Origin of the sequence: Rhizobium bangladeshense (assembly GCF_001662075.1) — a bacterium.
Classification (GTDB): domain Bacteria; phylum Pseudomonadota; class Alphaproteobacteria; order Rhizobiales; family Rhizobiaceae; genus Rhizobium; species Rhizobium bangladeshense_B.
Genome location: NZ_LYPL01000001.1, coordinates 552,726 through 578,893, shown reverse-complemented (window position 1 = coordinate 578,893; position 26,168 = coordinate 552,726). Strand labels below are relative to the sequence as shown.

The 26,168-nt window shown below is 61.6% G+C and carries 28 protein-coding genes; 11 read left to right on the top strand and 17 right to left on the bottom strand.

Annotated features, from left to right (window positions below; all coding sequences use genetic code 11):
• The first annotated feature begins 13 nt into the window (after positions 1–13).
• Entirely contained in the window at positions 14–2,437 is a 2,424-nt protein-coding gene (gene pheT / locus A7X77_RS02805; protein WP_064681473.1) for a phenylalanine--tRNA ligase subunit beta, read from the top strand.
• Positions 2,438–2,491: 54 nt separating this feature from the next.
• On the opposite strand, the gene A7X77_RS02800 is transcribed toward pheT, so the two are convergent.
• Positions 2,492–2,851 carry a nuclear transport factor 2 family protein gene (locus tag A7X77_RS02800; RefSeq protein ID WP_064681472.1) on the bottom strand — a complete coding sequence of 120 codons (360 nt, stop codon included), beginning with the start codon at positions 2,849–2,851 and terminating at the stop codon, positions 2,492–2,494.
• 95 nt (positions 2,852–2,946) lie between these two features.
• A complete protein-coding gene (locus tag A7X77_RS02795; protein WP_064681471.1) occupies positions 2,947–3,942 on the bottom strand; it encodes an aldo/keto reductase in 996 nt (331 codons plus the stop codon).
• Between the two features lie 130 nt (positions 3,943–4,072).
• On the opposite strand from A7X77_RS02795, the gene A7X77_RS02790 reads away from it, so the two are divergent.
• Positions 4,073–4,981, top strand: coding sequence for a LysR family transcriptional regulator (locus tag A7X77_RS02790; RefSeq protein WP_064681470.1), 909 nt, complete (start codon positions 4,073–4,075; stop codon positions 4,979–4,981).
• A gap of 27 nt (positions 4,982–5,008) precedes the next feature.
• On the opposite strand, the gene A7X77_RS02785 is transcribed toward A7X77_RS02790, so the two are convergent.
• On the bottom strand, positions 5,009–5,506 hold the full coding sequence (locus A7X77_RS02785) for a ferritin-like domain-containing protein (protein ID WP_064681469.1): 498 nt from the start codon (positions 5,504–5,506) through the stop codon (positions 5,009–5,011).
• Between the two features lie 146 nt (positions 5,507–5,652).
• Here A7X77_RS02785 and A7X77_RS02780 point away from each other — a divergent pair, with 146 nt between their 5' ends.
• A complete protein-coding gene (locus A7X77_RS02780) occupies positions 5,653–6,270 on the top strand; it encodes a hypothetical protein (RefSeq protein WP_064681700.1) in 618 nt (205 codons plus the stop codon).
• On the opposite strand, the gene A7X77_RS02775 is transcribed toward A7X77_RS02780, so the two are convergent.
• Positions 6,260–6,703, bottom strand: a complete 444-nt coding sequence (locus tag A7X77_RS02775) for a GNAT family N-acetyltransferase (protein ID WP_064681468.1) — start codon at positions 6,701–6,703, stop codon at positions 6,260–6,262. The two genes, A7X77_RS02780 and A7X77_RS02775, sit on opposite strands and share 11 nt — an antisense overlap.
• A 12-nt stretch (positions 6,704–6,715) precedes the next feature.
• A complete protein-coding gene (locus A7X77_RS02770) occupies positions 6,716–7,663 on the bottom strand; it encodes an aldo/keto reductase (RefSeq protein WP_064681699.1) in 948 nt (315 codons plus the stop codon).
• Between the two features lie 178 nt (positions 7,664–7,841).
• On the opposite strand from A7X77_RS02770, the gene A7X77_RS02765 reads away from it, so the two are divergent.
• Positions 7,842–8,828, top strand: a complete 987-nt coding sequence (locus A7X77_RS02765; protein ID WP_064681467.1) for a Gfo/Idh/MocA family protein — start codon at positions 7,842–7,844, stop codon at positions 8,826–8,828.
• Here the strand turns inward: A7X77_RS02765 and A7X77_RS02760 are convergent, their stop codons facing one another.
• Both A7X77_RS02760 and A7X77_RS02755 read right to left on the bottom strand, forming a co-directional pair.
• Positions 8,829–9,203 carry a GtrA family protein gene (locus A7X77_RS02760; protein ID WP_064681466.1) on the bottom strand — a complete coding sequence of 125 codons (375 nt, stop codon included), beginning with the start codon at positions 9,201–9,203 and terminating at the stop codon, positions 8,829–8,831. It lies immediately after the preceding gene.
• Positions 9,200–10,207, bottom strand: coding sequence for a glycosyltransferase (locus A7X77_RS02755; RefSeq protein WP_064681465.1), 1,008 nt, complete (start codon positions 10,205–10,207; stop codon positions 9,200–9,202). Before A7X77_RS02755 ends, A7X77_RS02760 begins: the two co-directional genes overlap by 4 nt.
• Before the next feature lie 160 nt (positions 10,208–10,367).
• On the opposite strand from A7X77_RS02755, the gene A7X77_RS02750 reads away from it, so the two are divergent.
• The gene (locus A7X77_RS02750) at positions 10,368–12,215 is read left to right on the top strand and encodes a hypothetical protein (RefSeq protein WP_064681464.1); all 1,848 of its coding nucleotides are present in this window, start codon (positions 10,368–10,370) and stop codon (positions 12,213–12,215) included.
• Between the two features lie 382 nt (positions 12,216–12,597).
• On the opposite strand, the gene A7X77_RS02745 is transcribed toward A7X77_RS02750, so the two are convergent.
• Positions 12,598–12,840 carry a hypothetical protein gene (locus A7X77_RS02745; protein WP_064681463.1) on the bottom strand — a complete coding sequence of 81 codons (243 nt, stop codon included), beginning with the start codon at positions 12,838–12,840 and terminating at the stop codon, positions 12,598–12,600.
• A gap of 326 nt (positions 12,841–13,166) precedes the next feature.
• Here A7X77_RS02745 and xseA point away from each other — a divergent pair, with 326 nt between their 5' ends.
• Both xseA and A7X77_RS02735 read left to right on the top strand, forming a co-directional pair.
• Positions 13,167–14,747 (top strand): exodeoxyribonuclease VII large subunit, encoded by a 1,581-nt coding sequence (xseA, locus tag A7X77_RS02740; RefSeq protein WP_064681462.1) that lies wholly within the window; start codon positions 13,167–13,169, stop codon positions 14,745–14,747.
• A 2-nt stretch (positions 14,748–14,749) separates the two neighbouring features.
• Entirely contained in the window at positions 14,750–15,340 is a 591-nt protein-coding gene (locus A7X77_RS02735; RefSeq protein WP_064681461.1) for an NAD(P)H-dependent oxidoreductase, read from the top strand.
• Here the strand turns inward: A7X77_RS02735 and A7X77_RS02730 are convergent, their stop codons facing one another.
• Positions 15,341–15,838, bottom strand: coding sequence for a MarR family winged helix-turn-helix transcriptional regulator (locus A7X77_RS02730; RefSeq protein WP_064681460.1), 498 nt, complete (start codon positions 15,836–15,838; stop codon positions 15,341–15,343).
• A gap of 81 nt (positions 15,839–15,919) precedes the next feature.
• Here A7X77_RS02730 and A7X77_RS02725 point away from each other — a divergent pair, with 81 nt between their 5' ends.
• Entirely contained in the window at positions 15,920–16,843 is a 924-nt protein-coding gene (locus tag A7X77_RS02725) for an EamA family transporter (protein ID WP_064681459.1), read from the top strand.
• On the opposite strand, the gene A7X77_RS02720 is transcribed toward A7X77_RS02725, so the two are convergent.
• Both A7X77_RS02720 and A7X77_RS02715 read right to left on the bottom strand, forming a co-directional pair.
• On the bottom strand, positions 16,791–18,044 hold the full coding sequence (locus tag A7X77_RS02720; RefSeq protein ID WP_064681458.1) for an aminopeptidase: 1,254 nt from the start codon (positions 18,042–18,044) through the stop codon (positions 16,791–16,793). The genes A7X77_RS02725 and A7X77_RS02720 overlap by 53 nt on opposite strands.
• A gap of 120 nt (positions 18,045–18,164) precedes the next feature.
• Positions 18,165–18,848, bottom strand: a complete 684-nt coding sequence (locus tag A7X77_RS02715) for a glutathione S-transferase family protein (RefSeq protein WP_064681457.1) — start codon at positions 18,846–18,848, stop codon at positions 18,165–18,167.
• A gap of 101 nt (positions 18,849–18,949) precedes the next feature.
• Here A7X77_RS02715 and A7X77_RS02710 point away from each other — a divergent pair, with 101 nt between their 5' ends.
• On the top strand, positions 18,950–19,393 hold the full coding sequence (locus tag A7X77_RS02710) for a MarR family winged helix-turn-helix transcriptional regulator (RefSeq protein ID WP_064681456.1): 444 nt from the start codon (positions 18,950–18,952) through the stop codon (positions 19,391–19,393).
• A gap of 36 nt (positions 19,394–19,429) precedes the next feature.
• Here the strand turns inward: A7X77_RS02710 and ybaK are convergent, their stop codons facing one another.
• From ybaK to A7X77_RS02695, 3 genes are all read right to left on the bottom strand, one after another.
• Positions 19,430–19,903: a Cys-tRNA(Pro) deacylase gene (ybaK, locus tag A7X77_RS02705; RefSeq protein WP_064681455.1), complete on the bottom strand. Its 474-nt coding sequence runs from the start codon at positions 19,901–19,903 to the stop codon at positions 19,430–19,432.
• 10 nt (positions 19,904–19,913) lie between these two features.
• Entirely contained in the window at positions 19,914–20,264 is a 351-nt protein-coding gene (locus tag A7X77_RS02700) for an ArsC family reductase (protein WP_064681454.1), read from the bottom strand.
• Positions 20,265–20,354: 90 nt separating this feature from the next.
• Complete coding sequence (locus tag A7X77_RS02695; protein ID WP_064681453.1) at positions 20,355–21,413, bottom strand: succinylglutamate desuccinylase/aspartoacylase domain-containing protein; 1,059 nt, start codon at positions 21,411–21,413, stop codon at positions 20,355–20,357.
• A 954-nt stretch (positions 21,414–22,367) separates the two neighbouring features.
• Here A7X77_RS02695 and A7X77_RS02690 point away from each other — a divergent pair.
• Together A7X77_RS02690 and A7X77_RS02685 are read left to right on the top strand one after the other, a co-directional pair.
• Positions 22,368–23,123, top strand: coding sequence for a hypothetical protein (locus A7X77_RS02690; RefSeq protein ID WP_064681452.1), 756 nt, complete (start codon positions 22,368–22,370; stop codon positions 23,121–23,123).
• Positions 23,124–23,475: 352 nt separating this feature from the next.
• Entirely contained in the window at positions 23,476–24,039 is a 564-nt protein-coding gene (locus tag A7X77_RS02685) for a methylated-DNA--[protein]-cysteine S-methyltransferase (protein ID WP_064681451.1), read from the top strand.
• Positions 24,040–24,069: 30 nt separating this feature from the next.
• Here the strand turns inward: A7X77_RS02685 and A7X77_RS02680 are convergent, their stop codons facing one another.
• The 3 genes from A7X77_RS02680 to A7X77_RS31890 are packed head-to-tail and all read right to left on the bottom strand — an operon-like array spanning position 24,070 to position 26,110.
• On the bottom strand, positions 24,070–24,804 hold the full coding sequence (locus tag A7X77_RS02680; protein ID WP_064681698.1) for an SDR family oxidoreductase: 735 nt from the start codon (positions 24,802–24,804) through the stop codon (positions 24,070–24,072).
• 42 nt (positions 24,805–24,846) lie between these two features.
• Complete coding sequence (locus A7X77_RS02675) at positions 24,847–25,698, bottom strand: oxidoreductase (protein ID WP_197486774.1); 852 nt, start codon at positions 25,696–25,698, stop codon at positions 24,847–24,849.
• Between the two features lie 37 nt (positions 25,699–25,735).
• The gene (locus A7X77_RS31890) at positions 25,736–26,110 is read right to left on the bottom strand and encodes an Atu4866 domain-containing protein (RefSeq protein WP_082928751.1); all 375 of its coding nucleotides are present in this window, start codon (positions 26,108–26,110) and stop codon (positions 25,736–25,738) included.
• Positions 26,111–26,168: the final 58 nt, after the last annotated feature.

Genomic DNA, 26,168 nt, shown 5'->3' with positions numbered 1-26,168 from the left:
GAGAATTGAGACGATGAAATTCACGCTCTCCTGGCTGAAAGAGCATCTGGAAACGGATGCCACGCTCGATGAAATCTGCACCCGCCTGACCGAGATCGGGCTCGAGGTCGAGGATGTCGACGACAAGGCGGCGTTCAAGCCCTTCGTCATCGCTCGAGTTGTCTCGGCGGAAAAACATCCGCAGGCCGATCGCCTGAAGGTGCTGATGGTCGACACCGGCGCCGGTGCGCCGGTCCAGGTCGTCTGCGGCGCCCCGAATGCGCGCGCCGGCCTCGTCGGTGCCTTCGCCGCACCCGGAACCTATGTTCCTGGTATCGACGCGACACTTGCCGTCGGCAATATCCGCGGCGTCGAAAGCCGCGGCATGATGTGCTCCGAAAAAGAGCTGCAGATCTCCGAGAATCATGACGGCATCATCGATCTGCCCAAGGATGCGCCGGTCGGCCAGAGCTACGCCGCCTATGCTCACCTCGATGATCCCGTTATCGAGATCAATCTGACGCCGAACCGGCCGGACTGCACGTCGATCCACGGCATCGCCCGCGATCTCGCCGCTTCAGGTCTCGGCACGCTGAAGACACGGGGCGCGCCGAGCTTCGCCGTCGAAGGCGAAACGCCGGTCAAGCTGACGCTCGATCTCGATGATCCCAAGCTCTGCCCCGGCTTTTCGCTGCGTCTGGTGCGCGGCGTCAGAAACGGCCCGAGCCCGCGCTGGATGCAGCAACGGCTCACTGCCATCGGCCTGCGCCCGATCAATGCGCTTGTTGATGTCACCAATTACGTGACCTTCGATCAGGGCCGGCCGATCCATGTCTTCGATGCCGCCAAGATCAAGGGCAATCTCACCGTCCGCCGCGCCAGGGAAGGGGAGACCGTGCTGGCGCTCGACCAGCGCGAATACAAGCTCGGCCCGAACAACGTCGTCATCTCAGATGAAGAAGGCATCGAATCGATCGGCGGCATCATGGGCGGCGAACATTCCGGCTGCGACGAGAACACCGTCGACGTGCTGATCGAATCCGCTCTGTGGGACCCGATGAACATCGCCAAGTCGGGCCGTACGCTCGGCATCATCACCGATGCCCGCTACCGCTTCGAACGCGGCGTCGATCCGGAATATATGGTTCCCGGTCTCGAGCGCACGACGGAACTGGTGCTCGAGCTTTGCGGCGGCACGGCCGCGCGCGCCGAGGTCGTCGGCTACAAGGGCCATGAGCCGAAGGTCGTCGATTTCCCCTATTCGGAGGTCAAGCGCCTGACGGGCCTGGAGGTCTCGACGGAGGAAAGCAACGCGATCCTAGCCCGCCTCGGTTTCAAGGTTTCCGGCTCTGGCGAGCGCGTCTCCGTCTCCGTTCCGTCGTGGCGTCCCGATGTCGACGGCAAGGCCGATCTCGTCGAGGAGGTCATGCGCATCCACGGCGTCGACAAGATCAAGCCGGCGCCGCTCGAAAGCCATGCCGCCGTCAACGGCAGGATCCTGACGACGCTGCAGATTCGCACCCGCGCGGCCAAGCGTGCGCTTGCCTCGCGCGGCATGCTGGAGGCCGTCACCTGGTCCTTCATCCCGGAAGATCAGGCGAAGCTCTTCGGCGGCGGTTCGCCGGCCCTCAAGCTTGCCAATCCGATCGCCGCAGAAATGTCGGATATGCGCCCCTCGCTGCTGCCGGGCCTGCTGACGGCTGCCCAGCGCAATGCCGACAAAGGCTATGGTGACGTGGCGATCTTCGAGGTCTCGGGCACCTACGAGAATGACCGGCCGGACGGCCAGCGCCGCGTTGCCGGCGGCATCCGCCGCGGCACCGCCTCGCTCGCCGGCGGAGGCCGCATGTGGTCGAATGCAGTGAAGGGCGGCGGCAAACCGGTCGACGTCTTCGACGCCAAGGCCGATGCGCTCGCCGTCATCGAAGCCTGCGGCTTGCCGATGGGCAATATCCAGATCGAGCAGGGCGGCCCGGAATGGTATCATCCCGGCCGCTCCGGCACGATCAAGATGGGGCCGAAGGTGGTGCTCGGTTACTTCGGTGAATTTCACCCGCTGACGCTGGAAGCACTCGATGTCTCCGGCGCTCTCTGTGGCTTCGAGGTCTATCTCGACGCGATGGCCGAGCCGAAGAAGAAGGCGACCCGCACCAAGCCGGCGCTGGAACTGTCACCCTTCCAGGCGGTCAAGCGCGACTTCGCCTTCGTCGTCGACAAGACGGTGGAATCGGGCGCCATCATAAAGGCTGCGACCGGGGCAGACCGCAAGCTCGTCACCGGCGTCAATGTCTTCGATATCTTCGAAGGTGCGTCTGTCGGCGACGGCAAGAAGTCGGTGGCGATCGAGGTTCAGATCCAGCCGGTTGAGCGCACGCTGACGGATGAGGATTTCGAGGCGCTGACGCAGAAGATCGTCGCCAGCGTCGCGAAGTTCACCGGCGGCGTCCTCAGAAGCTGATCCCGCCAGTCTTCGCCAAAAACAAAGAACCGGTCGTTGCGGCGGCCGGTTCTTTCACGTGTGAAGATGGTAGAGCTTGCTGACGATGACCCATCGGCCATCGATCTTCAGCAATGAGAGATAGTCGGTAAAGCGCATTCCGGCGAAATCGTCGGTGACCTTGACGCTCGCCGCCTCACCCTCGACATCGACGCTTTGTATGTCCATGAAGGGCTGCGTGCCGGGCGGCGCCGGCTCCTCCGCCAGGATCGCGGTGATGAATTCGTCCCGCGTCAGCCATTCGACGGCATTTTGGTAGTAGCCGATGATCGAGCTTTGCGGGTGAAAGGCCTTCTTCAAGGCTGCCGCATTGGCGAAGGCCATCCCTTCGACATAGAGATGAACCGTCTGTTCGACTGCTTGCCTGTCCGACATGTTTCCATCCCGTTCTCCGAGATGGCGTTAGATAGTTTCGCCGGCCGCGAAGGCAAGCCCGGCCGGCTGCGTTAGCCTATGCCGGGCTTCTTCGATCACAGATTCGTCATTGCAAGCGAGGCGTCCGAATAGCGTTTTCCCGCCACCTGTGCGGCGGGGATCGCTTCGCCGAGCTGCGTGAGCTCTGCTGCGCTGAGCGTGATATCGGCAGCGGCGGCGTTTTGTTCGAGATGGTGAAGCTTGCGAGCGCCGGGGATCGGCACGATGTCGTCGCCCTGGCTCAGCACCCAGGCCAGCGCCAGCTGCGCGGCCGTTACCCCCTTCTCGGCGGCAAGCTGCTCGAGCACTGCGACGAGGGCGGCGTTGGCATCGAAATTTTCGGCTTGGAAACGCGGTACCTGCCGGCGGAAGTCGTCGGCGGCGAGATCGTCGGCCTTCCGGATCGCTCCCGTCAGGAAACCGCGGCCGAGCGGGCTGTAGGGCACGAAGCCGATGCCGAGTTCACGGCAGGTGGCAAGCACGTCCTCTTCGGGATCGCGAGTCCAAAGCGAATATTCGCTCTGCAGCGCTGCGATCGGATGGACCGCATGCGCCCGGCGGATGGTGGCGCTGCCGGCTTCCGAAAGTCCGAGCGCGCGGACTTTGCCTTCCCTCACCAGTTCGGCCATGACGCCGACCGTCTCCTCGATCGGCACGTTGGGGTCGACCCGGTGCTGGTAGAGCAGGTCGATGGTCTCGATTCCGAGACGTTTCAGCGAAGCCTCGGCAACCGCTCTGACATGTTCGGGGCGGCTGTCGACGCCGGTGATGGCGGCAGCGCCTGCTTTACTTGTATCGATCTTGAAGCCGAATTTGGTGGCGATCACCACGCGGTCGCGAAACGGCTTCAGTGCTTTTCCGAGGAGGACTTCGTTGGTGAAAGGGCCGTAAATTTCGGCGGTGTCGAAGAAGGTGACACCGAGATCGACGGCGCGATTGAGCGTCCGGACCGATTCCGCTTCATCGCTGGCGCCATAGGCAAAGCTCATGCCCATGCAGCCGAGGCCGACGGCTGAGACGATGAGATCGTTTCCGAGTTTCCGGGTTTTCATGCCGCGCTCCTTGTTCTGAGCTGATTGTGAACCGACGGGGATATGGTTTCGGTACGGGCAGATGATATCGGCGGGGCATCGATCAGAAAATGCATGCAGTTTCTAACAGCCTGTTCTATAATTTAGATCAATGAACAGAACTCAGCTCTCGCAACTCGCGGTTCTCGCTGCCGTTTCCGAGCATCGCAGCTTTCGTGCAGCGGCCAGGGAGCTCCTCGTCGCGCCGTCGGCCATCAGCCATGCGATCTCGAGCCTTGAGGAAAGCTTGGGCGTCAGACTTCTGGCGCGCACCACTCGCAGCGTCGCGCCGACGGAGGAGGGCCGCCTGCTCCTCGAACGGCTCCGCCCGGCGCTGGAGGAGATCGATGTCGCCTTGGAGGCCGTCAGAGATACGCGCGGCAAGCCCGCGGGAAATCTGCGCATCACCGCGCCGCGCTTCGCCTCCGATATTTTGCTCGCCCCGCGCCTCGGCGATTTTCTCCATCTCTACCCCGACATTACACTGGAGATCGCCAATGAGGACGGTTTCACCGATATTGTCAGGGAGGGTTTCGACGCCGGCATCCGGCTAGAGGAGAGTCTCGAGGCCGATATGATCGCCGTCAGGATCTCGCCCAAGCTGACCACCGTCATCGCGGCCTCGCCGGACTATTTCGAGCGCTACCCGAAGCCGGAGCATCCGCGCGATCTTGTCCATCACCGCTGCATCAAACGGCGCTTCACCAACGGCTCCATCTATCGCTGGGAGTTCGAAAGGGACGGTGAGGAACTGATCGTTGCAGTCGATGGGCCGCTTGTTGTCAGCGAAGACCGGCTGGCCCTGCTCGCGGCGCTGAACGGAGCCGGCCTCGCCTATCTCTTCGACATGCGGGCTCATGCCGAACTGGCAGCCGGCAGACTGGTGCGGGTGCTGGAAGATTGGTGCGCGCCCTATCCCGGCCCATTCGTCTATTATCCGAGCCGGCGGCAGATGCGGCCGGCGCTGCGCGCCTTCATTGACTTCTTCAAATATGCGGAGACGGATGAGGGTGGCCGGTAGAAATGACGGCCACCCTTTCCATATAGGTCAGGCGGCCTTCGCCTTCTGGTTCGCCGCGGTGGTGGCGAGCTGCGAGAGTTTCTTGTCGGTGGCCGTCTCTTCCTGCAGCGTCTGATCGAGCAGGCTGACGACATCCTTGAGGCCGAGCGTTGCAGCCCAGGTTTTCAGCGTACCGTAACGGGCGATTTCATAGTGTTCGACGGACTGCGCGGCCGAAATCAGACCGGCATCCAGCGCCGGCGTGCCTTTGAATTCTTCCATGATCTCTTCGCCCTCGGCGATAATGCCCTGGATCGCCTCGCAGGTCTTGCCCTGGGCGCGCTTGCCGATCTTTTCGAACACCTGCTGCAGGCGCTCGACGTGGGCTTCGGTTTCCTCGAGATGCTTCTGGAAGCCCGCCTTCAGATCGGAGGACTGGGCGGCGCGCGCCATCTTCGGCAGGGCGCGCAATATCTGCCGCTCGGCGAAGTAAATATCCTTGAGCGTGTCGTAGAAGAGATCTTCCAACGTCTTTTCCTTGGCCATTTTCTCGATCCTTGTTTTGGGAAAAGCCGCGAACGCGGCGACACATTAAGAAGCAAGGATTGCGCAAATTGTTCCCGATCGATTTCGGGTGGACTGGAAATCTCCGCCGGGCAATCATCCCGCCGTTGACGTCGGGAGAAAAAATGATGCGGAAGCCGGGTTCGATGAAAGGTCTGGAGGATCTTGGTCGCGTGCGGCTGTCGCAAAAATTCTTCTTTCGCGATTTCCTGCATTCCGAAATCGCCGATTTCTACCGCATCCCCAACATTCCCGAGGATCCCGACCTGGCGATCGAGGCGGGGAGGCGGCTTTGCGAGGAATTGCTGGAGCCGCTGGAGGCAACCTTCGGGCGACTGCACATCCGCTCCGGCTATCGCTCGCCTGCTGTCAACAGGTTTGGAAATGAGAACAAGCTGAACTGCTCGACCAACGCCGCCACATCAGCCCATCACATCTGGGACATCAGGGATTTCGACGGCTGCATGGGCGCTGCCGTCTGTATTGCCGTGCCGTGGATGATCGACCGCTATCGCGATGAAAGCGACTGGCAGCGGCTCGCCTGGTGGATCCATGACCACCTGCCTTATGCTTCGCTCTGCTTCTTCCCCAAGCTCTGGGCCTTCAATATCCAGTGGCACGAACGGCCGAAGCGGGTCATCCAGAGTTATGTCAGCCCGCGCGGCATCCTCACCAAGCCGGGCATGGCGAACTGGGCGGGCGATCATGGCGCTTTCTACCAGGGATTTCCCGCGCTCAGAAGCTGATGCGATAGCGGATGTGGCCGTCGCTCTCGACATAGCTGTCATAGAGCGCCCGGGCGGTCCTGTTGGTTTCGCTCGTATGCCAATAGAGCCGCGACCAGCCCTTCGCCTTGCCGAGCGCGACGAGGTCGTCCATCAGTGCCCGGCCGATGCCCTTGCCGCGTGCCTCGGGATCGACGAACAGGTCTTCAAGATAGCAGTCCCTGCCGCGAATCCACGTGCCCTCATGGGTGAGATAGAGCGCAAAGCCCATGATCCTGCCGTCGATCTCGGCGACGCGCATCGCAATCGCCGAGGCCGGATCGAAGACCCGGCGCCAGGTCTGGTCGGTGATATCGACGTCGACGGTCACCTGGTAAAAGGCGAGATAGGCCGCCCAGAGTTGGCGCCAGCGGGTTTCGTCTTCGGGGCGGGCATCGCGTATCGTCATGGTCATCGTCCTGTTCTCTCAGCGCCCGGCTTCGTCGAGCAACGCCATCGCGTCATCGGAAAGCGAAAGTGTCGCCGCTTTCACCAGGCTTTCGAGCTGCGAAAGGCTGGTGGCGCTGGCGATCGGCGCCGTCACTCCCTTCTTGCGCAAGAGCCAGGCAAGCGAGATTTCCGCGGGCTTGGCGCCGGTCTCGGCTGACACCTTGTCGAGCGCGGCGAGAATGCGCAGGCCCTTTTCGTCGAGATATTGCGAAACCCGGCCCTCGCGGGCGCGGCCCTGAGTATCGGCCTTGCTGCGGTATTTGCCGGAGAGGAAGCCGGCGGCAAGGCTGAAATAGGTTATGACACCGATATCTTCCTTGACGCAAAGCTCGGCGAACGGCCCCTCGAAGCTCGCACGTGCGTAGAGATTATATTCCGGCTGCAGCACGTCGTAACGCGGCAGACCGGCCTTTTCGGCGGCGTCGAAGGAAGCCTGCAGCAGCCCCGCATCATAATTCGAGCAGCCGATGGCGCGGATCTTGCCCTGCGCTTTCAGCTTGGCATAGGCGCCGAGCGTTTCTTCGTGCGGCGTATCGGCGTCCGGCCAATGCGAGAGATAGAGGTCGATGTAGTCGGTCTGCAGCCGGCTGAGCGACGCTTCGACCGCCTTCAGAATATAGCTCGCCTTCAGTGTCTTTCCTCGTCCCATGTCCGAACCGACCTTGGTGATGACGACAGCTTGGTCGCGCGAAATCCTCGCCTGCTTCAGCCAGCGCCCGATGATCTCCTCGGAATCGCCGCCCTTGTTGCCGGTAGCCCAGGCGGAATAGACATCCGCCGTATCGATTGCGTTCAGGCCCGCATCGAAAAAGGCGTCGAGAATGGTGAAGGATGTTTTCTCGTTGGCCGTCCAGCCGAAGACATTGCCGCCGATGACGATCGGCGCGACCGAAAGACCTGTTTTTCCAAGCCGGCGCATTTCGATGACGCCCTCCAAAATCGTTAGGTGAGTGAAATCGCGGATACGGCAGAACGCCGCCTGAGGTAAACTAGCGCGATCCCGGCATCCGGGAAACCAAACTTTCGTGATTTCATGTCGCACCATTGCGCCGCACCGAAGCCCTGAATATGGTTCGCGGACATCAGTCCCGGGAGGTTTGGACATGCTGCGTTTCGGTATCATTTCGACGGCGAAGATCGGTCGCGACAATGTCGTTCCCGCCATCCAGGACGCGGAAAATTGTGTCGTCACGGCGATTGCGAGCCGGGATCTCGTGCGCGCAAGGGAAATGGCCGACCGCTTCTCCGTGCCGCATGCCTTCGGCTCCTATGAGGAAATGCTGGCCTCCGATGTCATCGACGCCGTCTATATCCCGCTGCCGACCTCGCAGCATATCGAATGGTCGATCAAAGCAGCCGATGCCGGCAAGCATGTGCTCTGCGAAAAGCCCTTGGCGCTGAAGGCCGACGATATCGACGCGGTGATCGCCGCTCGCGACCGCAACAAGGTGGTGGTCACGGAAGCCTATATGATCACCTATTCGCCGGTCTGGCAGAAGGTGCGCTCGCTGATCGATGAGGGCGCGATCGGTTCGCTCCGGCATGTGCAGGGCGCCTTCACCTATTTCAACCGCGATCCCGCCAACATGCGCAACGTTCCCGAACTCGGCGGCGGCGGCCTTCCCGATATCGGCGTCTATCCCGTCATGAGCACGCGCTTTTCGACCGGCAAGGAGCCGCTCCGGATCCAGGCGATTACCGAGCGCGATCCGGATTTCGGCACCGATATCTATTCGAGCGTCAAGGCCGACTTCGACGATTTCGAGCTGAGCTTCTATGTCTCGACGCAGATGGCCAACCGCCAGATCATGGTCTTCCATGGCACCGACGGTTACATCGAGGTCAAGTCGCCGTTCAACGCCAATCGCTGGGGGCCGGAAGAGATCGAACTTGCCGATCGCAGCCACAATGAATCGCGCATCTTCCGCTTCCAGGACAATCGCCAGTACAGGCGCGAGGTCGAGGCTTTCGCTCGGGCGGTAAAGAACGGCAAGGAAGAGATCGTCACGCTCGAAAATTCGAAGCTGAACCAGAAGGTGATCGATGCGATCTATCGCGCCAGCGAGAAGGACGGCTGGGAGGCAGTGTGATCACGCGCGGAAGACGAAGCGCGAATAGCCGAAGAAGCTGAAGACCATTGCGGCGACGCTGGCAACCACCATCGCCGCAAGCGGCTGAAGCCCGGGCAGCGAAAGCAGCAGTGCGGAATAAAGCCCGTAATTGACGAGCGCCGCCGTAACGCCGACCGAGCCGTAGCGGAAGCCTTCGGCGGCGAGCGAGCGGCCGGAGCGATCGAAGGTGAAGTTCCGGTTGAAAGCCCAGGTCGCGGCCATTGCGAGGGCGATCGCAATCAGCCGCGCCAGGAAGGGCCCGAGCGGCGTCAGATCGAGCAGCGCCGACAGCACACTTGCATCGACGAGAAAGCCGATGCCCCCGGCAATCGCGAAACGGATGAGCTTCTTCACGCTGCATCCGCCTTGCCGCGGCCGGCGCGGAGCGCCGGCGCTGGCTCGCGATCGGGCAGCTTGGCTGCACTTGGCGTCTCCAGGCTCATATAGTGGATGCGCAACTGTTCGGCGCGGGCGCGGGCGACGGAATCCAGGATGACGCCGGCGGTGAACAGCATGAAAGAGATCATCATCAGCGCCGTCGACAGAACCCAGGTCGGCATGCGGCTGACGAGACCCGTCTCGAAATATTCCGCCAGCACCGGCGTCATGAAGCCGAGGCTCGCCAGCATGAAGAGACCGCTGATCGCGCTGAAGAAGGCGAAGGGCCGGGTTTCCTTCATCAGCATCGCAAACATCCAGAGAATCTTGGCGCCGTCGCGGAAGGTCGAAAGCTTGGAGTGCGAGCCTTCCGGCCGGCGGCCATAATCCAGTTCAAGTTCGCTGACCGGCAGCTTCAGCCGCGAGGCATGCACCGACATCTCGGTTTCGATCTCGAAGCCACCCGATACGGCCGGGAAGCTCTTGACGAAACGGCGCGAGAAGGCGCGGTAGCCGGAAAAGATATCGGTGAAATCAGGACCGAAGATCGTCCGGTAGAGCAGGTTGAAAAGCCGGTTGCCGAGCGCGTGGCCCTGACGGCCGGCATCGGCATGCACGCCGCGCCGGGTTCCGACAACCATGTCGGCGCGCTCGGTCAGAAGCGTGCGCACCAGTTCCTCGGCATCACCTGGCGCATAAGTTCCGTCGCCGTCCGCGATGATGTAGATGTCGGCCTCGATGTCGGCGAACATCCGGCGCACGACATGACCCTTGCCCTGCCGCCGCTCGCGCACGACATGCGCACCGGCCAGCATCGCCTGCAGCGCGGTCCCATCGGTGGAATTATTGTCGTAGACGTGGATCGCGGCATCCGGCAGCGTTGCCCGGAAGCCCTGCACCACAGGGCCGATCGTCGCGGCTTCATTATAACAGGGAAGCAGGACGGCAATGTCGGGGTGATGGGTACGCGATCGGGCCATGACTCTACTCGTTACACTGACAGCCGCCACCAGCCTAAATCATGCAGCGTTAATAAGACCCTATGATGCAGGCAAAAACGGCCGCGAAGGCAGCCGGCTTTACACTTTCTTGATCCGCGGCGGCTAAGGTTCGCCATCCGGAAACGAGCCGCTAACCACGATGAACGCCGTACAGCCGATCACCAACGCCTCATCCGCGACCGATATCCCGAGCGGCGGCATCCGCGGCCTGCTGATGCGTCTGTGGCCGACCGTCATCGCCTATAGCGTCATTCTTGCCGCCGTCATCGTCGTCACCAGGCTCTATGGCGCTACCGATTACGTCGGCCCCGACAATGACGATGGTATGCGCCTCGTCGAGGTGCGCGATTTTCTCGCCGGCCAGGGCTGGTTCGATCTGATGCAGTATCGTCTCGGCCCCAATGGCGGCACGCTGATGCACTGGTCGCGGTTGATCGACCTGCCGATCGCTTCGCTGATCTGGTTCTTCCGCTTGTTTGCGCCGCGTGAGACGGCCGAGGCGATCGCGCTCGGCATCTGGCCAGTATCGCTCATCCTGCCCGCCATGCTCGCCATGGCCATTGCCGGCCGGCGCATCGGCGGCGCTGCCGGCATGCATATCAGTCTCGGGCTGACCGCGCTCACGATCTATACCGGAAACCGGTTCGCGCCGGGCGCCATCGATCATCACAATGCGCAACTGGCGCTGGTCGCGACAATGACGGCGATGCTGCTGGATCCGAAGCGTCGCGGCTGGAGCTATGCGGTTGCCGGCATTGCGGCCGCCATCGCCATCGCCATCGGCGCCGAGACGACGCCCTTCGTTGCCGCCGTCTGCCTGACGGTCGCCGTTCTCTGGGCATGGGAGGGAAAAGATTTCGCCGTCGCCGCCCAGTCCTTCGGGCTTGCGCTGGCGATGATGATCAGCATCCTGTTCTTCGCAACGGTGCCGCCGCGGCTCTATTCGATGGTCACCTGCGACAATCTCTCGCTCGGTTATTACAGCCTGTCGGCGATCGGCGGCGGGCTTCTGCTGTTTTGCGCGGTGTTTGCGAGCGGACTCACCAGGGCGCTGCGCTTTGCGGCGCTTGCCGTCGTCGGCGCCGGGGTCCTCGGTTCGGCCGTCGTGATCGCGCCGCAGTGCCTGAGCGATCCGCTGGCCGGTCTCGATCCCATGCTCGTCGAACTCTGGCTGCGGAATGTTTCCGAGGCGAAGTCGATCTTCGCTTTGGCGCGCAGCGAACCTTTCGATATCGGCGCCTTCTATGCGGCCGGTCTTTTCGGCATCGCCGTCTGCTTCTTCCGCATCGTTCAGCGCGATCGCGTGCAGATTCACCTTGTTCTGCTGTTCCTGCTTGCAATCAGCTGGGCGATCGCGCTCGTCCAGGTGCGCGGCTCGACCTTCTCGAACCTCATCTCCATCCTGCCGCTTGCCCTGCTGATCATCGATATCAGGCGCATCTCCAACAGTGACAGCGAAAATATCGCCGTCGCCTTCGTCTATGTGGTCACGGTGCTTGCAGGCGTCCCCGCCGCCTGGGCCGTCGGCGGTGGGCTCATCTCGCTGCAGATGCAGAATGAGGCGCAGAAGAAGGCGTCGGAACCGGCAAAGGAAAAGGCCTGTGCATCGAGAGAGGCACTGGCGCCGCTCGCCGGGCTTCCTGTCGGCGTCATCTCCGCGCCATCGGAAATGGGCGTCGCAATTCTCCGATTTACACAAAACCGGGTTCTTTCGGCCCCCTATCACCGCAATCAGGGCGGCATGCTGACGGAGTTGCATATCGGGATGGCTGAGCCGCAGGAGGCGGAAGCTTTTCTGAAGGGGGCAGGCGTCACGACGCTTGCCTTCTGCCCTGGTGATCCGCAGACACGGCAGCTGGCGAAACTAAAGCCGGACGGCCTCTATGCGCAGCTCGGCAAAGGAAATATTCCGTCCTATCTGGAGCCGGTTTCGAAAGCGGCGGATGCGGCTGTGCAGTTCTTTCGTTATCGGCCGGCGACGAATTGACGCCGGCGATCATCGTGATGGCAAATCGTTAGAGCCTTTCCTGGTTAGAGTGAAGCATTCTGCCGGAGCAGGTTTTCGTCAGGGCAGAAGCGATTGGCGATGGGCATGTCTCATGGTGCGTCGAGCCGATCGCCTCTGATCCTGGCGGAAATATGCCCGGCCCACCGGCCGCACCGCTTCGCTATGGCGAAGCGATCAGAGCGTCCGGCGCTTTTCAAGTCTTGCAGATTTGCCTAGCAAATCTGCGGGAGGGTTGGCTGAAACCGGCCGGCTGATCGACCGGCCGGCTTGGCCGTAGAGCCAGGCTACGACGCGCGCCGGCCGGTCGACCATCCGACTCCGTTTGAGCCAACAGAATGCTTCAATCTAACCAGGAGAGGCTCTAATGGGAAACACGCGGCGCGCGAAAGCGTGCATGGGCATAGAGGCCGAGCACGTAAAGGATCAGGCCGCCATTGTAACCGAGAACGGCATAGAGGAGCGCCAGGAGCGACACCGGCCCTGGCGAGGTTATCGCCGCTAGCGCGAAGGTGATTCCGATCAGCGCGGCGATCAATGCGATCGCTGCGGCCGAGCGCATTTGTGCGGCGCTGATGCCTAATGCTGCTGCTGTGAGAATAATCATTTCAGCACCTTCCCGATGAGAACGAGGGGAAGCATAGGAAGCGCCACCTAACAAAGATTTACCGGTCCTATCGGCCGAAAAGCCTTTGCTTTGCGGTGGTTAGCAATCCCTTTCGACTGGAACGCACAGTCTAACTAAGCGTTCCCCCGCGAAACAGATTTACTCGATTTTGTTGCTTTTTTTTTGCCCACAACGACCGCATGTAAGGCAGACGTGGATCAGCGCCGCTCTACGGAGTCTTTTCATCATCGGCTCGACTGCCGGGGAAACTGGCCTGGCGCGATCGCGACCTTCCTGTTTGCCGCCGATCGACATAGAAAGAAGGAATGAGCAACCTCTTCGACAGCGATTCGCCGACCAACCTTGCCGAATATTCGGTTTCTGAGCTTTCCGGCTCGATCAAGCGTACCGTCGAAACGGCCTTCGACCAGGTTCGCGTGCGTGGCGAAATATCAGGCTATCGTGGGCCGCACTCCTCGGGCCATGCCTATTTCGCGCTGAAGGACGATCGCGCCCGCATCGACGCCGTCATCTGGAAGACCACCTTCTCGCGGCTGAAATTCCGTCCGGAAGAGGGCATGGAGGTGATCGCCACCGGCAAGGTCACCACCTTTCCCGGCTCTTCGAAATATCAGATCGTCATCGAGACGCTGGAGCCGGCCGGCGCCGGCGCGCTGATGGCGCTGATCGAAGAGCGCAAACGCAAGCTCGGCGCCGAGGGCCTGTTCGATGCCGCCCGTAAGAAGCGGCTGCCCTTCATGCCCAAGGTGATCGGTGTCGTCACCTCGCCGACCGGCGCCGTGATCCGAGATATTCTGCACCGCATCTCCGATCGTTTTCCAGTGCATGTCCTCGTCTGGCCGGTCAAGGTCCAGGGGGAGGGGGCCGGCGAAGAGGTGGCGAACGCCATTCGCGGATTCAATGCGCTGGAGCCGCGAGATGCGGTTGCCCGTCCCGACGTGCTGATCGTCGCGCGCGGCGGCGGCAGCCTGGAAGATCTCTGGAGTTTCAACGATGAGATCGTCGTGCGCGCGGCGGCCGAAAGCCGGATCCCGCTGATCTCGGCTGTCGGTCACGAAACCGATTGGACGCTGATCGATTATGCCGCCGATGTCCGGGCCCCGACGCCGACCGGAGCGGCGGAAATGGCCGTGCCCGTCAAGGCGGAACTCGAGGCGCAGCTTGCGGCCCTTGCTGCCCGCCTGCAAGGCTGCATGAGCCGGCAGATGGATCAGCGCCGCCAGTCCGTCCGTGGTTTGATGCGGGCATTGCCCTCGCTCGACCAGCTTCTCGCCTTGCCGCGCCGTCGTTTCGACGAGGCGGCGGCCGGCCTTGGCCGTGGGCTCGAACTCAACACCGTCAACAAGCGCCGCGGCTTCGAGCGTGTCGCGGCGCATCTGCGCCCAGATGTTCTGTCCAATCGTATCGCCGAGCGGCGGCAGAGGCTGAATGAGCGGATGGTGCGGGCCGAGCGTATGGTCGAGCGGCTGATTGACCGTTCGACATCCCGCGTCCAGCGCGCCGAGGCGATCCTTGCCTCGCTGCCGGCACGGTTGAAGACGCAAACCGACCGCTCCCGCGAGCGTCTCGGCAATCTTTCGCGCCATGCCGACACGGCAATTCGCCACCAGTTGACGCGTGCCCGGGCCGAGCTTTCCGCGCAGGATCGCGTGCTGCAGTCGCTCTCCTATAAGAATGTGCTGAAGCGCGGCTACGCCGTCATCCGCGACGAGGAGGACAGGCCGGTCTCGCAGGCGGCAGGTCTTTCGGCCGGCGCTGCGGTCTCGATCGAATTCGCCGACGGCCGCATCGGCGCCATCACCACCGAAGGCAGCATGCCGCCCGCCGGCGCCAAGAAGCGCAGCGCAAAGCCCGCAGAGCCGACGAAACAGGGAAGTCTGTTCTGACGATGCAGATCCTGTTGGTGCTTGCCCATCCGCTGCCGGAAAGTTTTGCCGCCTCGGTGGCGCGCACGGCTCGCGAAGCCTTGGAAGGCTCCGGCCATATCGTCGATCTGCTTGACCTCTACGCCGAGGATTTCGATCCGCGCCTGTCCGAGGCCGAGCGCCGCACGTATTTCGACACGCCTTACGATACGTCGGCCGTCGCCGATATCGTTGCCCGGCTGCGGTCGGCCGACGGTCTCATCCTCGTCTTTCCGCAGTGGTGGTTCAATTTCCCGGCCATTCTGAAGGGGTTCTTCGATCGCATCTTCGCGCCAGGTGTGGCCTTCACGCATGATGCCGCCGGCGGCCGCATCGTGCCTGAGCTCACCAATATCAGGCTGCTTTATGCGCTGACGACGACGGGTTCGCCCTGGTGGCTGGCTCATCTCTATATGGGCAACCCCGTCCGCCGCCTGCTGAAGCGGGGCATTGCCAACTTCTGTTCGAAGAAGCTCGTTTTCCGCATGCTGAGCCTGCACGACATGGACCGCGCCACGGAAGCCAGGCGCAAGGCGCATCTGGAGCGCGTCCGCAAGGCGGTCGCCGCCATCTGATCATTCGAAATCCGACAGAAACTTCTTGAGCAGCCGGTCGAACGCGGCCTTGTCCTCGGCGGTCAGATTGCGCGTCAGCCGCTGCTGGTTGGCGACATGGGCGCCGACTGCCTCTTCGACGGTCGCGAACCCCTTATCCGTCAGCGCGATCAACACGCTGCGCCTGTCGTCCGGATTCACGATGCGCTCGACGAAGCCCGCCTTCTCCAACTGGTCGATGCGGTTCGTCATCGTGCCGGAGCTGACCATCGTCATCTCCAGAAGCTCGCCCGGCGAGAGCCGGTGAGGGGCGCCGGAGCGGCGAAGCGTGGCCAGCACATCGAAAGCTGAGGTCGAAAGCCCGTGCTGCATGAGCACGGTTTCCACTTCACGGCCGAGATGCGTCCCGAGACGTTTCAGGCGCCCGAGAATGCCCATCGGTTCGACATCGAGGTCCGGCCGCTCGCGTCGCCATTGCGCCAGGATCCTGTCGACATGATCTTGCTTCTCTTCACTCATGCCACATCGATATCAGCAGATATCTTGACGTCAAGATAAATTGCGCTATCATGAATTTATTTTGATGTAGAGATTCTTGATATGAAGACAAATTCGCGATATCTAGCCGATGTGCTGATCACCGCCATCGCTCCGGCCATCTGGGGCAGTACCTATTTCGTCACTACATCCTTCCTGCCGCATGGTTATCCGCTGACTGTTGCCATGTTGCGCGCCCTACCGGCAGGCCTGCTTCTGCTGCTCATCGTCCGCAAGCTGCCGACGGGTGTCTGGTGGGGCCGCGCCTTCATTCTTGGCGCCCTGAACTTCTCGTTCTTCTGGGCGATGCTCTTCGTCTCGGCCTACCGTTTGCCGGGTGGCGTGGCCGCCACGGTCGGCGCCGTGCAGCCGCTGATCGTCATCGCCTTGTCGCGCCTTTTTCTCGGCAAGCCGATCCGCTTCCTCGCCGTCATTGCCGGCCTGATCGGCATGTCAGGCGTGGCGCTGTTGGTGCTGACGCCGAATGCGGCGCTCGATCCGGTCGGCATTGCCGCCGGTCTCGCCGGGGCGGTGTCCATGGCCTTCGGCACGGTCTTGAGCCGCCACTGGCAGCCGTCCGTTTCAAGCCTGACCTTCACTTCATGGCAATTGACCGCTGGCGGCATTCTGCTCGTGCCCGTTGCCTTCCTGTTGGAGCCGGCGCTTCCCGTGCCGACGCCAGCCAATATTCTCGGCATCGCCTATCTCGGTCTGATCGGCGCGGGCTTCACCTATCTGCTTTGGTTTCGTGGCCTATCGCGCATCGAGCCCTCGGCCGCGGCATCGCTCGGCTTCCTCAGCCCTGTTGTCGCGACCCTGCTCGGCTGGCTGGCGCTCGGACAAAGCCTGACGCCAACCCAGCTTGCCGGCTTTGCCATGGTATTGATCAGCGTTTGGCTCAGCCAGCGGAGCCTGATGCCGAAGGCGGGCGTCGTTACGCCCACTCGCCCTGCCGCATCACCGCAACCCGCGATCCGTCAGCCTTGACGCCGTCGATATCGACCTTGTCAGAGCCGATCATCCAGTCGATATGGATGAGGCTGGAATTGCCGCCCTGCGCCTTGATCTGCTCCTGGCTCAAATTCGCGCCGTCGAGGAAGCACTTGGAATAGCACTGGCCGAGTGCGATGTGGCAGGAGGCGTTTTCGTCGAACAGCGTGTTGTAGAACAGGATGCCGCTCGCCGAGATCGGCGAGGAATGCGGCACCAGCGCCACTTCGCCGAGGCGGCGCGCGCCTTCATCGGTATCGAGCACCTTGTTCAGCACTTCTTCGCCGCGTGACGCCTTGGCCTCGACGATCCGCCCGCCTTCGAAGCGTACCTGGATATTGTCGATCAGCGTGCCCTGGTGCGACAGCGGCTTGGTGCTGGAAACATGGCCTTCGACGCGCAGCGCATGCGGCGTGGTGAACACCTCCTCGGTCGGAATGTTCGGATTGCAGGTAATGCCGTTCTTGGCGGTGGAGGCGCCGCCATGCCATTCGTGCCCGTCGGCGAGGCCGACCGTCAGGTCGGTGCCCGGTCCCTTGAAATGCAGCGAGGCGAAGCGCTCGCCGTTCAGCCAGGCGGAGCGCTTGGCGAGATTGGCATTGTGTTCCGCCCAGGCAGCGATGGGATTGTCCAAATCGACGCGCGAGGCGGCAAAGATCGCTTTGGCAAGCTTGGCGATCGCGATTGTGTCAGGATCGTCGGGAAAGACCACCTTGGCCCAGGACGGATTGGGATAGGATACGATGTTCCAGTTGATGTCAAAATTCGAAATCTTTTCCAGCGCCGGCTTGTAGGCCGTGGAGGTGGCGCGATTGGCGCGGCCGACCTTGCCGGCGTCCTGCTCGGACAGCAGCAACGGATTGTCGCCGGCAACCGCAAGACGGGCCGCTCCGTTGGCGTAGGCCTTGGCCATGCCCTCATAAAGCCAGTCGGAGGCGCGGTCGAAACTCTCGTCGCTGCCGTACTGATAGCGTAAAAGCGTCGTTTCCTCGTCGGAATAAAAGGCGCTCACCAGCCCGGCGCCGGCCTGATAGGCGTGCTTGGTGATGAGGCGCACGAGCGGCAGCGCCACGACCGGTGCGGTGATCACCAGATCCTGGCCCTTCTGCAGCCGAAGGCCGACCTTGACGGCAACTTCCGCAAGCTTCTCCAGCTTGACGGGATCAACGGTGTTCTGGGTCTGGGGCATGAAATTCATGGTGCAACCTGCCTCTTGTGACGGTGGGAGGCTGGAAGACTTAGACCCGTTTGCGGCGAAATTGAAGCGTGCCGCATGCGAAAAGGCGGCCGGGTGCCTGTCCGACCGCTTGCGCGGATTTCAGGCGGCGGCGGGCAGCCTGAGCAGGATCGAGTTATGTTTCTCGAGGAACTCCGTCAGCCGTTGCGGATAGTCCTCGCCGACTGCGTCCCGAACGCTTGCCCGCGCCGACAGCGCCTTGCGCCAGCATTTGACCCGATCGAGCCCGTCGAAGATGCCGCTGTCGCCGAGCGCATCGAAGAGATCGAAATAGCGGAAGACCGGTGCGAAGACGGCGTCGACCAGGCTGAAGCTGCTGCCGGCGAAATAGGGCCCGTCCGCCAATGCATCCTCGATCGTTGCGAATTTGGCGGCAAGGGCCTTGCGCTTGACCTCCAGCTGCGCTGCATCCTGCGCGGTCTCATAGCCCCAGAGATCGGAAAGCACGGACGAACCGAACTCCATCCAGCCGCGATGGCGGGCGCGGGTCAGCGGATCGGCCGGAAGCAGGGCGGCGCCCGTCTGCGTTTCCTCCAGATATTCGCAGATGACGCTGCTCTCGAACAGAACGGCCTCGCTGCCGTCCTCCTCCTCAATCCTCAGCAGCGGCACCTTGCCGAGCGGCGAGATCTTCAGGAACCATTCCGGTTTGTCGGCAAGATCGATGTTGATGCGTTCAAACGGCGCGTCCTTTTCGAGAAGCGTGATTGCCGCGCGCTGCACATAGGGGCAGAGATGGTGGCTGATGAGGGTAAGCCTGCTCATGAAAATCTCCTGGCGCTTTATGGAAGGGATCGGTGTCAAAATGCATGCAAATGCATCTAATACCGCTTGCAGCGATATTCAAGATAGATGTAATTGCATTTATGTCCGAAAAGATGCTCAAGCCGAGCGAAGACGTCATCTCAGCCTGGACGCACATCATGCGCGCCCGCGAGCGCCTGCTCGGCGCAATCGAAGCCGATCTGAAAGCGGCCGGCATGCCACCGCTTGCCTGGTACGACGTGTTATGGGAACTGGCGCGCTCGCAATCCGGCAGGCTGCGCCCCTACGAGATAGAAGAGCGCACGCTGCTGACGCAGTATAATCTTTCGCGCCTGCTCGATCGGTTGGAAACAGAGGGTCTGATCCGGCGCGAGGTCTTCGCCGAAGACGGACGCGGCCGCTGGATCGTCATTACCGAAGCCGGGCGTCAGCTCCGCGAGCGCATGTGGGCCGTCTACGGTAGATCGATCAAGACCCATGTGGGCGGCAAGATAACCGAAAGCGAGGCGAGGGCGATCGCCGGCCTGCTCGACCGTTTTCTCTAGATGTGAGCTTTCAGGAGGTTGTCCATTCGGCCCTGGTCAGGCGATCAGCGGCGCGGCAACGGCGTTGAGCACTTTCAACGCCTCCTTAGGATTCAGCCGCACCTGCAACCCGCGCTGCCCGCCGTTGATATAGACGAGCGGTTCGGCCAGGGCAGCCGCCTCGATCGCCGTCGGCACGGTCTTCTTCTGGCCGAAGGGGCTGATGCCGCCGACATGATAGCCCGTCAGCCGCTCGGCATCGGCAGGCTTCATCAGGTTGGCCGACTTGCCGCCAAAGGCGCTGGCGAGCTTCTTCATGCTGACTTCGCGGTCCGACGGCACCACGACGCAGACCGGCTTGCCGTCCAGCTCCGCCATCAGCGTCTTCATCACCCGATGCGGTGCTTCGCCCAAAGCCTCGGCCGCCTGGAGCCCGACGCGCTCGGCGCCGGGATCGTAATCATAGGTGTGGACGGTGAAGGCGATGCCGGCTTTGGAAAGAACCTGTGTCGCACGTGTGGTCTTGGACATAAGGGGCCTGTCAGCCGCCAAATGTGCTGGTGTAAATTTCCGGCTTGAAGCCGATTACCAGCTTGTCCTTCGCCTCCAGCACCGGCCGCTTGATCATCGACGGCTGGTCGAGCATCAGCGCGATGGCTTTCTCCCGGGTCAGGTTCTCACGCTCGGCATCGGGCAGTTTGCGGAATGTCGTGCCGGCGCGGTTGAGCACCGTGTCGAGGCCGGCCTGGTCGATCCAGGCTTCGAGATGGGCGCGGTCGATGCCGAGCGCCTTATAATCGTGAAATTCAAAGGCGACGTCGTGGTCTTCCAGCCAGCTGCGTGCCTTCTTCATTGTGTCGCAATTCTTGATGCCATAGATGGTAACGGCCATGCCCGATCGATCTCCCTGTGATGGCAGCGGGATAGCATGCGCGAAGGCAGGCGCAAACGCCATGTGAGCTTTATCCCCGGCAGCGCCTCCTCAGCTCTCCAGCGTGCCGGCCTCGCGCGACGTCTTGCTGGGCTCGGCGCAGACGATCTTCATCAGATCGCCGCGCCGCCGCACCAGCCGGTCCGACGTTCGGGTCAGAATCAGCCCGTCCTGCGGCGCCTGCAAATCGATGCTGCCATCAACCTGCCCCGGCCGGGTGATGATCGTCGCCAGACGTTCGCCCTCCACAACCCTCTCGCCGATCGCGCGATGGAAGAGCACGGCGCCGCCTTCGGGAGCCCGGATGATCTCGACATTGTCGAGTGGCACGGCGGGGCCGGCAAACGCCGGCGCCACCGGTTCGTCGCTGACGATCCCGCGTGCCGTGAGGAAACGCCAGAGCCCGTCCGCATCCCGCTTCGCCAGCGCCGGATCGACGTCGCGCTTGCCGCGCAGCTCGACCGTGACCGAAAGCTTGCCCGGCAGCATGGACCGTCGTTCGCCGGGGATTTCATATTTCCATGCAAAGCCGACAGCCTCCTCGAAGGCGGAGCTTTCGCCATCCGAAAGCAGCACGGCTTCCATGTCGAGCGCGGCGGCGAGATCGGCCGCCTCCGGCCAGAAAGCCTCGTCGATATAGGCATATTGCAGCGATTCGTCGTCACAATGCAGGTCGAGGACGAGCTCGGCGCCGAGCGCCATATGCAGAAGTTGCCGCTTCAACCTGTCGGTAGCCGTGTAATCGTCGAGCTCTTCGATCAGCGTCGCTCGATCGGCAATGGAGATCAGCGGGAAATCCCGGTTGAAATTGGTGCGGGAGCCAAGGTCGAAACGGCCCTGCAGGTCACCAAAATGCGACTGCGCTGCACCGATCGGATTGGCCTGCGGCACGATTGTGATGCCGCCCAGGATTCCATCCTGGTCTTCCGCCCGCCGCAACCGCTCGCAGAGGAAATGCAGGAGCGCCGTTCCCGGCAGTTCGCCGGCATGCAGTGCCGCCTGGATATAGATCTTCGGCGCCCTCGGATCGCGACCCTTGAAGCGCAGCACTGGCAGCCGCCATTCGGTCCCCGGGGTATCGCCCGGGATGATGATCTCTGAAACGTCCATGCTGTCGTGCTCCGCGTTTGCCGACCCAACGGTTCGTCCAGCTTTATGCGCGGATATCCGGCAAGTGCAAGCCTCACCGGCCACGGTACCCTCAGCCGAGAAGCGGCCAGCGATCGATGATTTGGTATTCCGGTCTTCCGAGAATGTTGGCGACGCCGTTTTTGCGGCATAGAGCAGCGTCATATGTGGCTGCGGCGCCGATTCTGGCATGGCCGAAATCGAAGGAAATTCGGTTCCTGGTCTTTTACTGCGTGATGATCCGCCTCGCCGTTCCAAAAACGCGATCGAAAATACGCCGGCCAGGTGGACGGTGCTCGGGCTCTTAATGCTTTGATGGGTGTCAACGGCAAGCGGCTCACATATCGCAAACCTGCTGCAATCTAAATGCCGCCAATACCGCAAACTGGTTCAATTAATTTCCGGCTGTGGAAGCGGAAATATCCAAAGGAAAAGCCGGAAGACAAATAATCTCCCGGCAAGGCGTTGACGACAGAGGCAAGCGGCCTGAGCCGCTTAAGCCCGATTAACGACTACGAAAGTGTCCGCAGACAAATTCGAGCTTGCCGAAGCGGATACGGCTGTAAGGATTAACCCAAACCATATCGTTCTCCTTTCGCAAAGCGACGGGCCTTGAAAGAAGATGGCAGACGTGCGAATCTTTGAAATGGAGTGGTCAAATGATCGCTGGGCGTCTACCGCCTCTCCCGATTACTTGGTCATCTGAGCCGTCCTTCCTGGTGCAAACAGGTCGGGCGGCTTTTTATTGGTCTCCCCTCTGGGCGCCAATGGCCGGAGCGCGAGGGGCTAAATATGTCTTGGCATAGGCTTTCCTCGATTCTTTGTGAACTGAAGATACAGGCGTTAAAGGCGTTTGCAATACCTGCTCAAACGAAATTTAGATAAAAGTTGATATTATCCGCGTAATACGTTAAATGGGGGCAAAAGGAGATTCCCATGGCCCGCCAACGTAGCCCCAATTATCCCGCGTTCAGCTTGCCGACTGCGATTGACCGTATAAAGGTCATCCACGGCGCGGAAGGTCGCAACCCGGCATCTCGTGAAGCAATTGCAAAGCATATAGGATTTGGTGGATTAAACGGCGCTTCCGCTACAGCGCTATCTGCTTTGGCGAAGTATGGGTTGTTGGAGGCGGTTGGTGATGGAGAAGCGAGGGTAAGCGATTTGTCACTTAAGATCCTTTTCCCTCATGATCTCGCAGAAAAGCAAGATGCTCTAACTGAGGCGGCATTCCGGCCGGCTCTCTTTGCCAAACTGAGGGATAAATGGCCAGATCGCCCTCCAAGCGATGAAAGTCTTCGCTCTTATCTTGTAAGAGAGGGCTTCGCTCAAGGGGTCGTTTCCGACGTTATCCAATATTATCGCGAAACATCAGAAATTGTAACGCCTCGCGAAATTGTGCATGATTCGTCATCGGATCATGAGCATAAGGAGGCGAAGAGCACCATGCCAAACACACCAATCATGGAGGTTACTCAGCCGGCGCCCATAATGCCGCCAAGCGGCAAGCCATTCACGATTGGCTTTGATGGGACGATATTGACTGGCACGATTGCTATCAAGAGTGTTCGCGACATTGATCGCCTGATGAAGGTGCTCAAGGCTCAAAAGGCGGCGTTTGAGGCAATGGAAGATCACGACGATGGTCCTTTCGATAATGACGATGAAGATCAGTCGAACGACAACCAGTGAAGAAAGAAGGCTTCGGAGAAGTCTCAACGGCAGAAATTCGAAGAAGCCGCTCGCAAACTCAAAGCGAACGACGACGAAAAGCACCTTGAACGGATTAGGCAAGATCGTTGCCGCGGAAAGACCAAACCCTGAAACCAAAGAGCCCGCCAAATGAGCGGGCTTTTTTAGCAAGAAATTATTTTGATCCCAAAATACTATTAGAGACGGTCGCTCTCGCTCTCGCTCTAGCATCATGCTGATATAGCCATGGAAATGGAAGGAACAAAAAAAGAACGAAATGCGCAAGAATCGGGTTGAAACAGCGGCCGTCCCGTACGATTTTGCTGGTGATCGAAAACGCGGAGGCTGTGTCATGGCCCAGACGATACACCACTATCTCATCTTCGAAACCGCGGGTGGTTTCTGCGGCATTGCCTGGAGCGACGCCGGCATCGTCCGTTTCCAGCTGCCGACGAAAACTGCGGAGGCAACCGAGCGGCTGTTGCTGCGCCGTCTGCCCGATGGCTTGCCCGGTGCGCCGACGCCTGAAGTGCTCGAGACCGTGGCGGCAGTGAAGCGCTACTTCCAGGGTGAGGAGACGGATTTTTCTGGCGTCGAACTCGATCTTGCCGGCCAGGATGCTTTTTTCAGGGAGATTTATGCGGCGGCAAGGCGCATCGGGTGGGGCCGCACGACCACCTATGGCGCGCTGGCGAAAGAGCTGGGCGCCGGGCCGGAAGCTGCCCGCGACGTCGGCCAGGCGATGGCGAAGAACCCCGTCGCGCTGATCATTCCCTGTCACCGGGTGTTGGCGGCCGGCGGCAAGATCGGCGGCTTCTCCGCTCCTGGCGGTTCGACCTCGAAGACCCGCATGCTGGAGCTCGAAGGCGTCAACCTCGCCCCGCCGCCGCCCGCCCAGCAGTCGCTGGGGTTTTAGGCGGCGGGGCAATTTCAATTGGATGGCTGCTCAATGCGGGCTGGCCGTCGGCCGGATGATGATCTCGCTGACATCGACATCGTCAGGCTGGCTGACGGCATAGAGGATCGAATTGGCGATAGAATCGGGGCTGATCGTGATCGCCCTGAAGGCTTTCATGGCGTCGCGCGCGGTCGGGTCGGTGATCGTGTCGGCCAGTTCCGAGGTCGTCGTGCCGGGAGAGATGACGGTCACGCGGATGCGATCCGTCTCTTGCCGCAGCCCGTCCGAAATTGCACGGACTGCGAATTTCGTCGCGCAATAGACGGCGGCCGTTGGCGAGACGCTGTGACCGCCGATCGAAGACAGGTTGATGATCTGCCCGGATCCCTGCGCCTTCATGATCGGCAGGGCTGCGGCGATGCCGTAGAGCACGCCCTTGATGTTGACGTCGATCATCCGGTCCCATTCATCGACCTTCAGGGCCTCGAGCGGCGAGAGCGGCATCAGGCCGGCATTGTTGATGATGACATCAAGCCGGCCGAACTCCGATCTGGCAAAGCCTGCAAAGGCCTCGACCTCGGAGCGGTCGGTGACGTCAAGCTTTCGCAGCCGTACCGTTCCGCCCCTGGCTTCGATGTCGCCGGCGAGCCTCTCCAGGCGCTCAGTGCGGCGGGCGCCGATCACGATGTGGGCGCCGGCCGCAGCCAGCACCTTTGCAGCAGCCTCGCCGATGCCGCTGCTGGCGCCGGTGATGGCAATGACTTTTCCTTCGATGTTCGACATTTCAAGCTCCATTTGTCTATCGAGTGTTTTCTCGGGCGCGGCTCAGTCGGGGAAATCGGTGCTGAGCGTTGTCTGCGCCCAGGCGTCGAAATTTGCCCGCAGCGCATCAAGCCTTTCGCGGGCGATCTTCAGGGCGGGCGCGCCGAGCAGCAGGCGCAATGGCGGCTCCTTCGCCTCGAATGCCGATATGATGGCAGCGGCGGCACGCGCCGAATCGCCCGGCTGTTTGCCGGAGATCGAACGGGTGGCCTGGCGCCGCTTGCCTGAGGTTTCGGCATAATCGTCGATAACAGTCCTGGATTCGATCATCGACCGGCCGGCCCAATCCGTGCGGAAGGCACCGGGTTCGAGGATCGTCACCCTGATGCCGAGCTGCTTGACCTCGTGGGAAAGGGATTCCGACAGGGCTTCGACCGCGAACTTCGTGGCGTGGTAGTAGCCGGTCGCGGCGAAGGCGACGAGTCCGCCGAGCGACGAGACGTTGAAGACATGCCCCCGCCGGCGCGCGCGCATGCCCGGCAGGACATGCTTGGTGACGGCGATCAGGCCGAAGACATTGGTCTCGAACTGGGCGCGTATCTCTGCATCCTCGCCCTCTTCGATCGCTGAGAGGTAACCGTAGCCGGCATTGTTGACGGCGACGTCGATCGCTCCGAAATGCGCCTCGGCGTCGTGAACCGCGCGGGCGACTGAGCGGCTATCCGTCACATCGAGGGCGAGAGCAAGGGCGCGGTCGCCGTGTTCCGTCGCGAGATCCCGGAGGGTCTCGGGTCTGCGCGCCGTCATCGTGGCGCGCCAGCCACGGGCGAGAACCGCCTCGGCGAGCGCCCGGCCGAGGCCGGACGATGCGCCTGTTATGAACCAGATGGGTGTGGTGGAAGACATGATCCTCATCCTTTCCGGCCGGATAGAGCCTTATTGAGCGAGCTTGTCATTTGCGGCGAAGCACCATGCCGCCGTGATGGAGAGTGTTGCCGTCAATGAAATCGCCATCGGCCGTGAAGCCGGTATCGTCCCAGTATTCGATGTGGCTCCCGACCACTTCGTAACGGCCTCGATAGGCGCTCTCCCGGTTTCCTCGCGCCTCGTCGTAGCGACCGTTGGGCAGAAGCTGGTGGCGGACCCGGCCGTCGTCGGTCACCCACATGCCGACATAGGGATTTTGCTGCATCGTGTTCTCGCTTGCTTGTTGACGCATGGATTGGTGGCCGCCGACGCTATCCGCGGTCGCCGGGCTGACCGCCGTACCGGCTAAGGCGGCGGCGGCGCAAAAATGCAGAACGGATTTCATGGAAGTGTTTTGCATCCTTCTTCCTTTCGAGGTCAGGACCGCTGCTTTTGGCGGGCCTCGACAGAAAAGATAG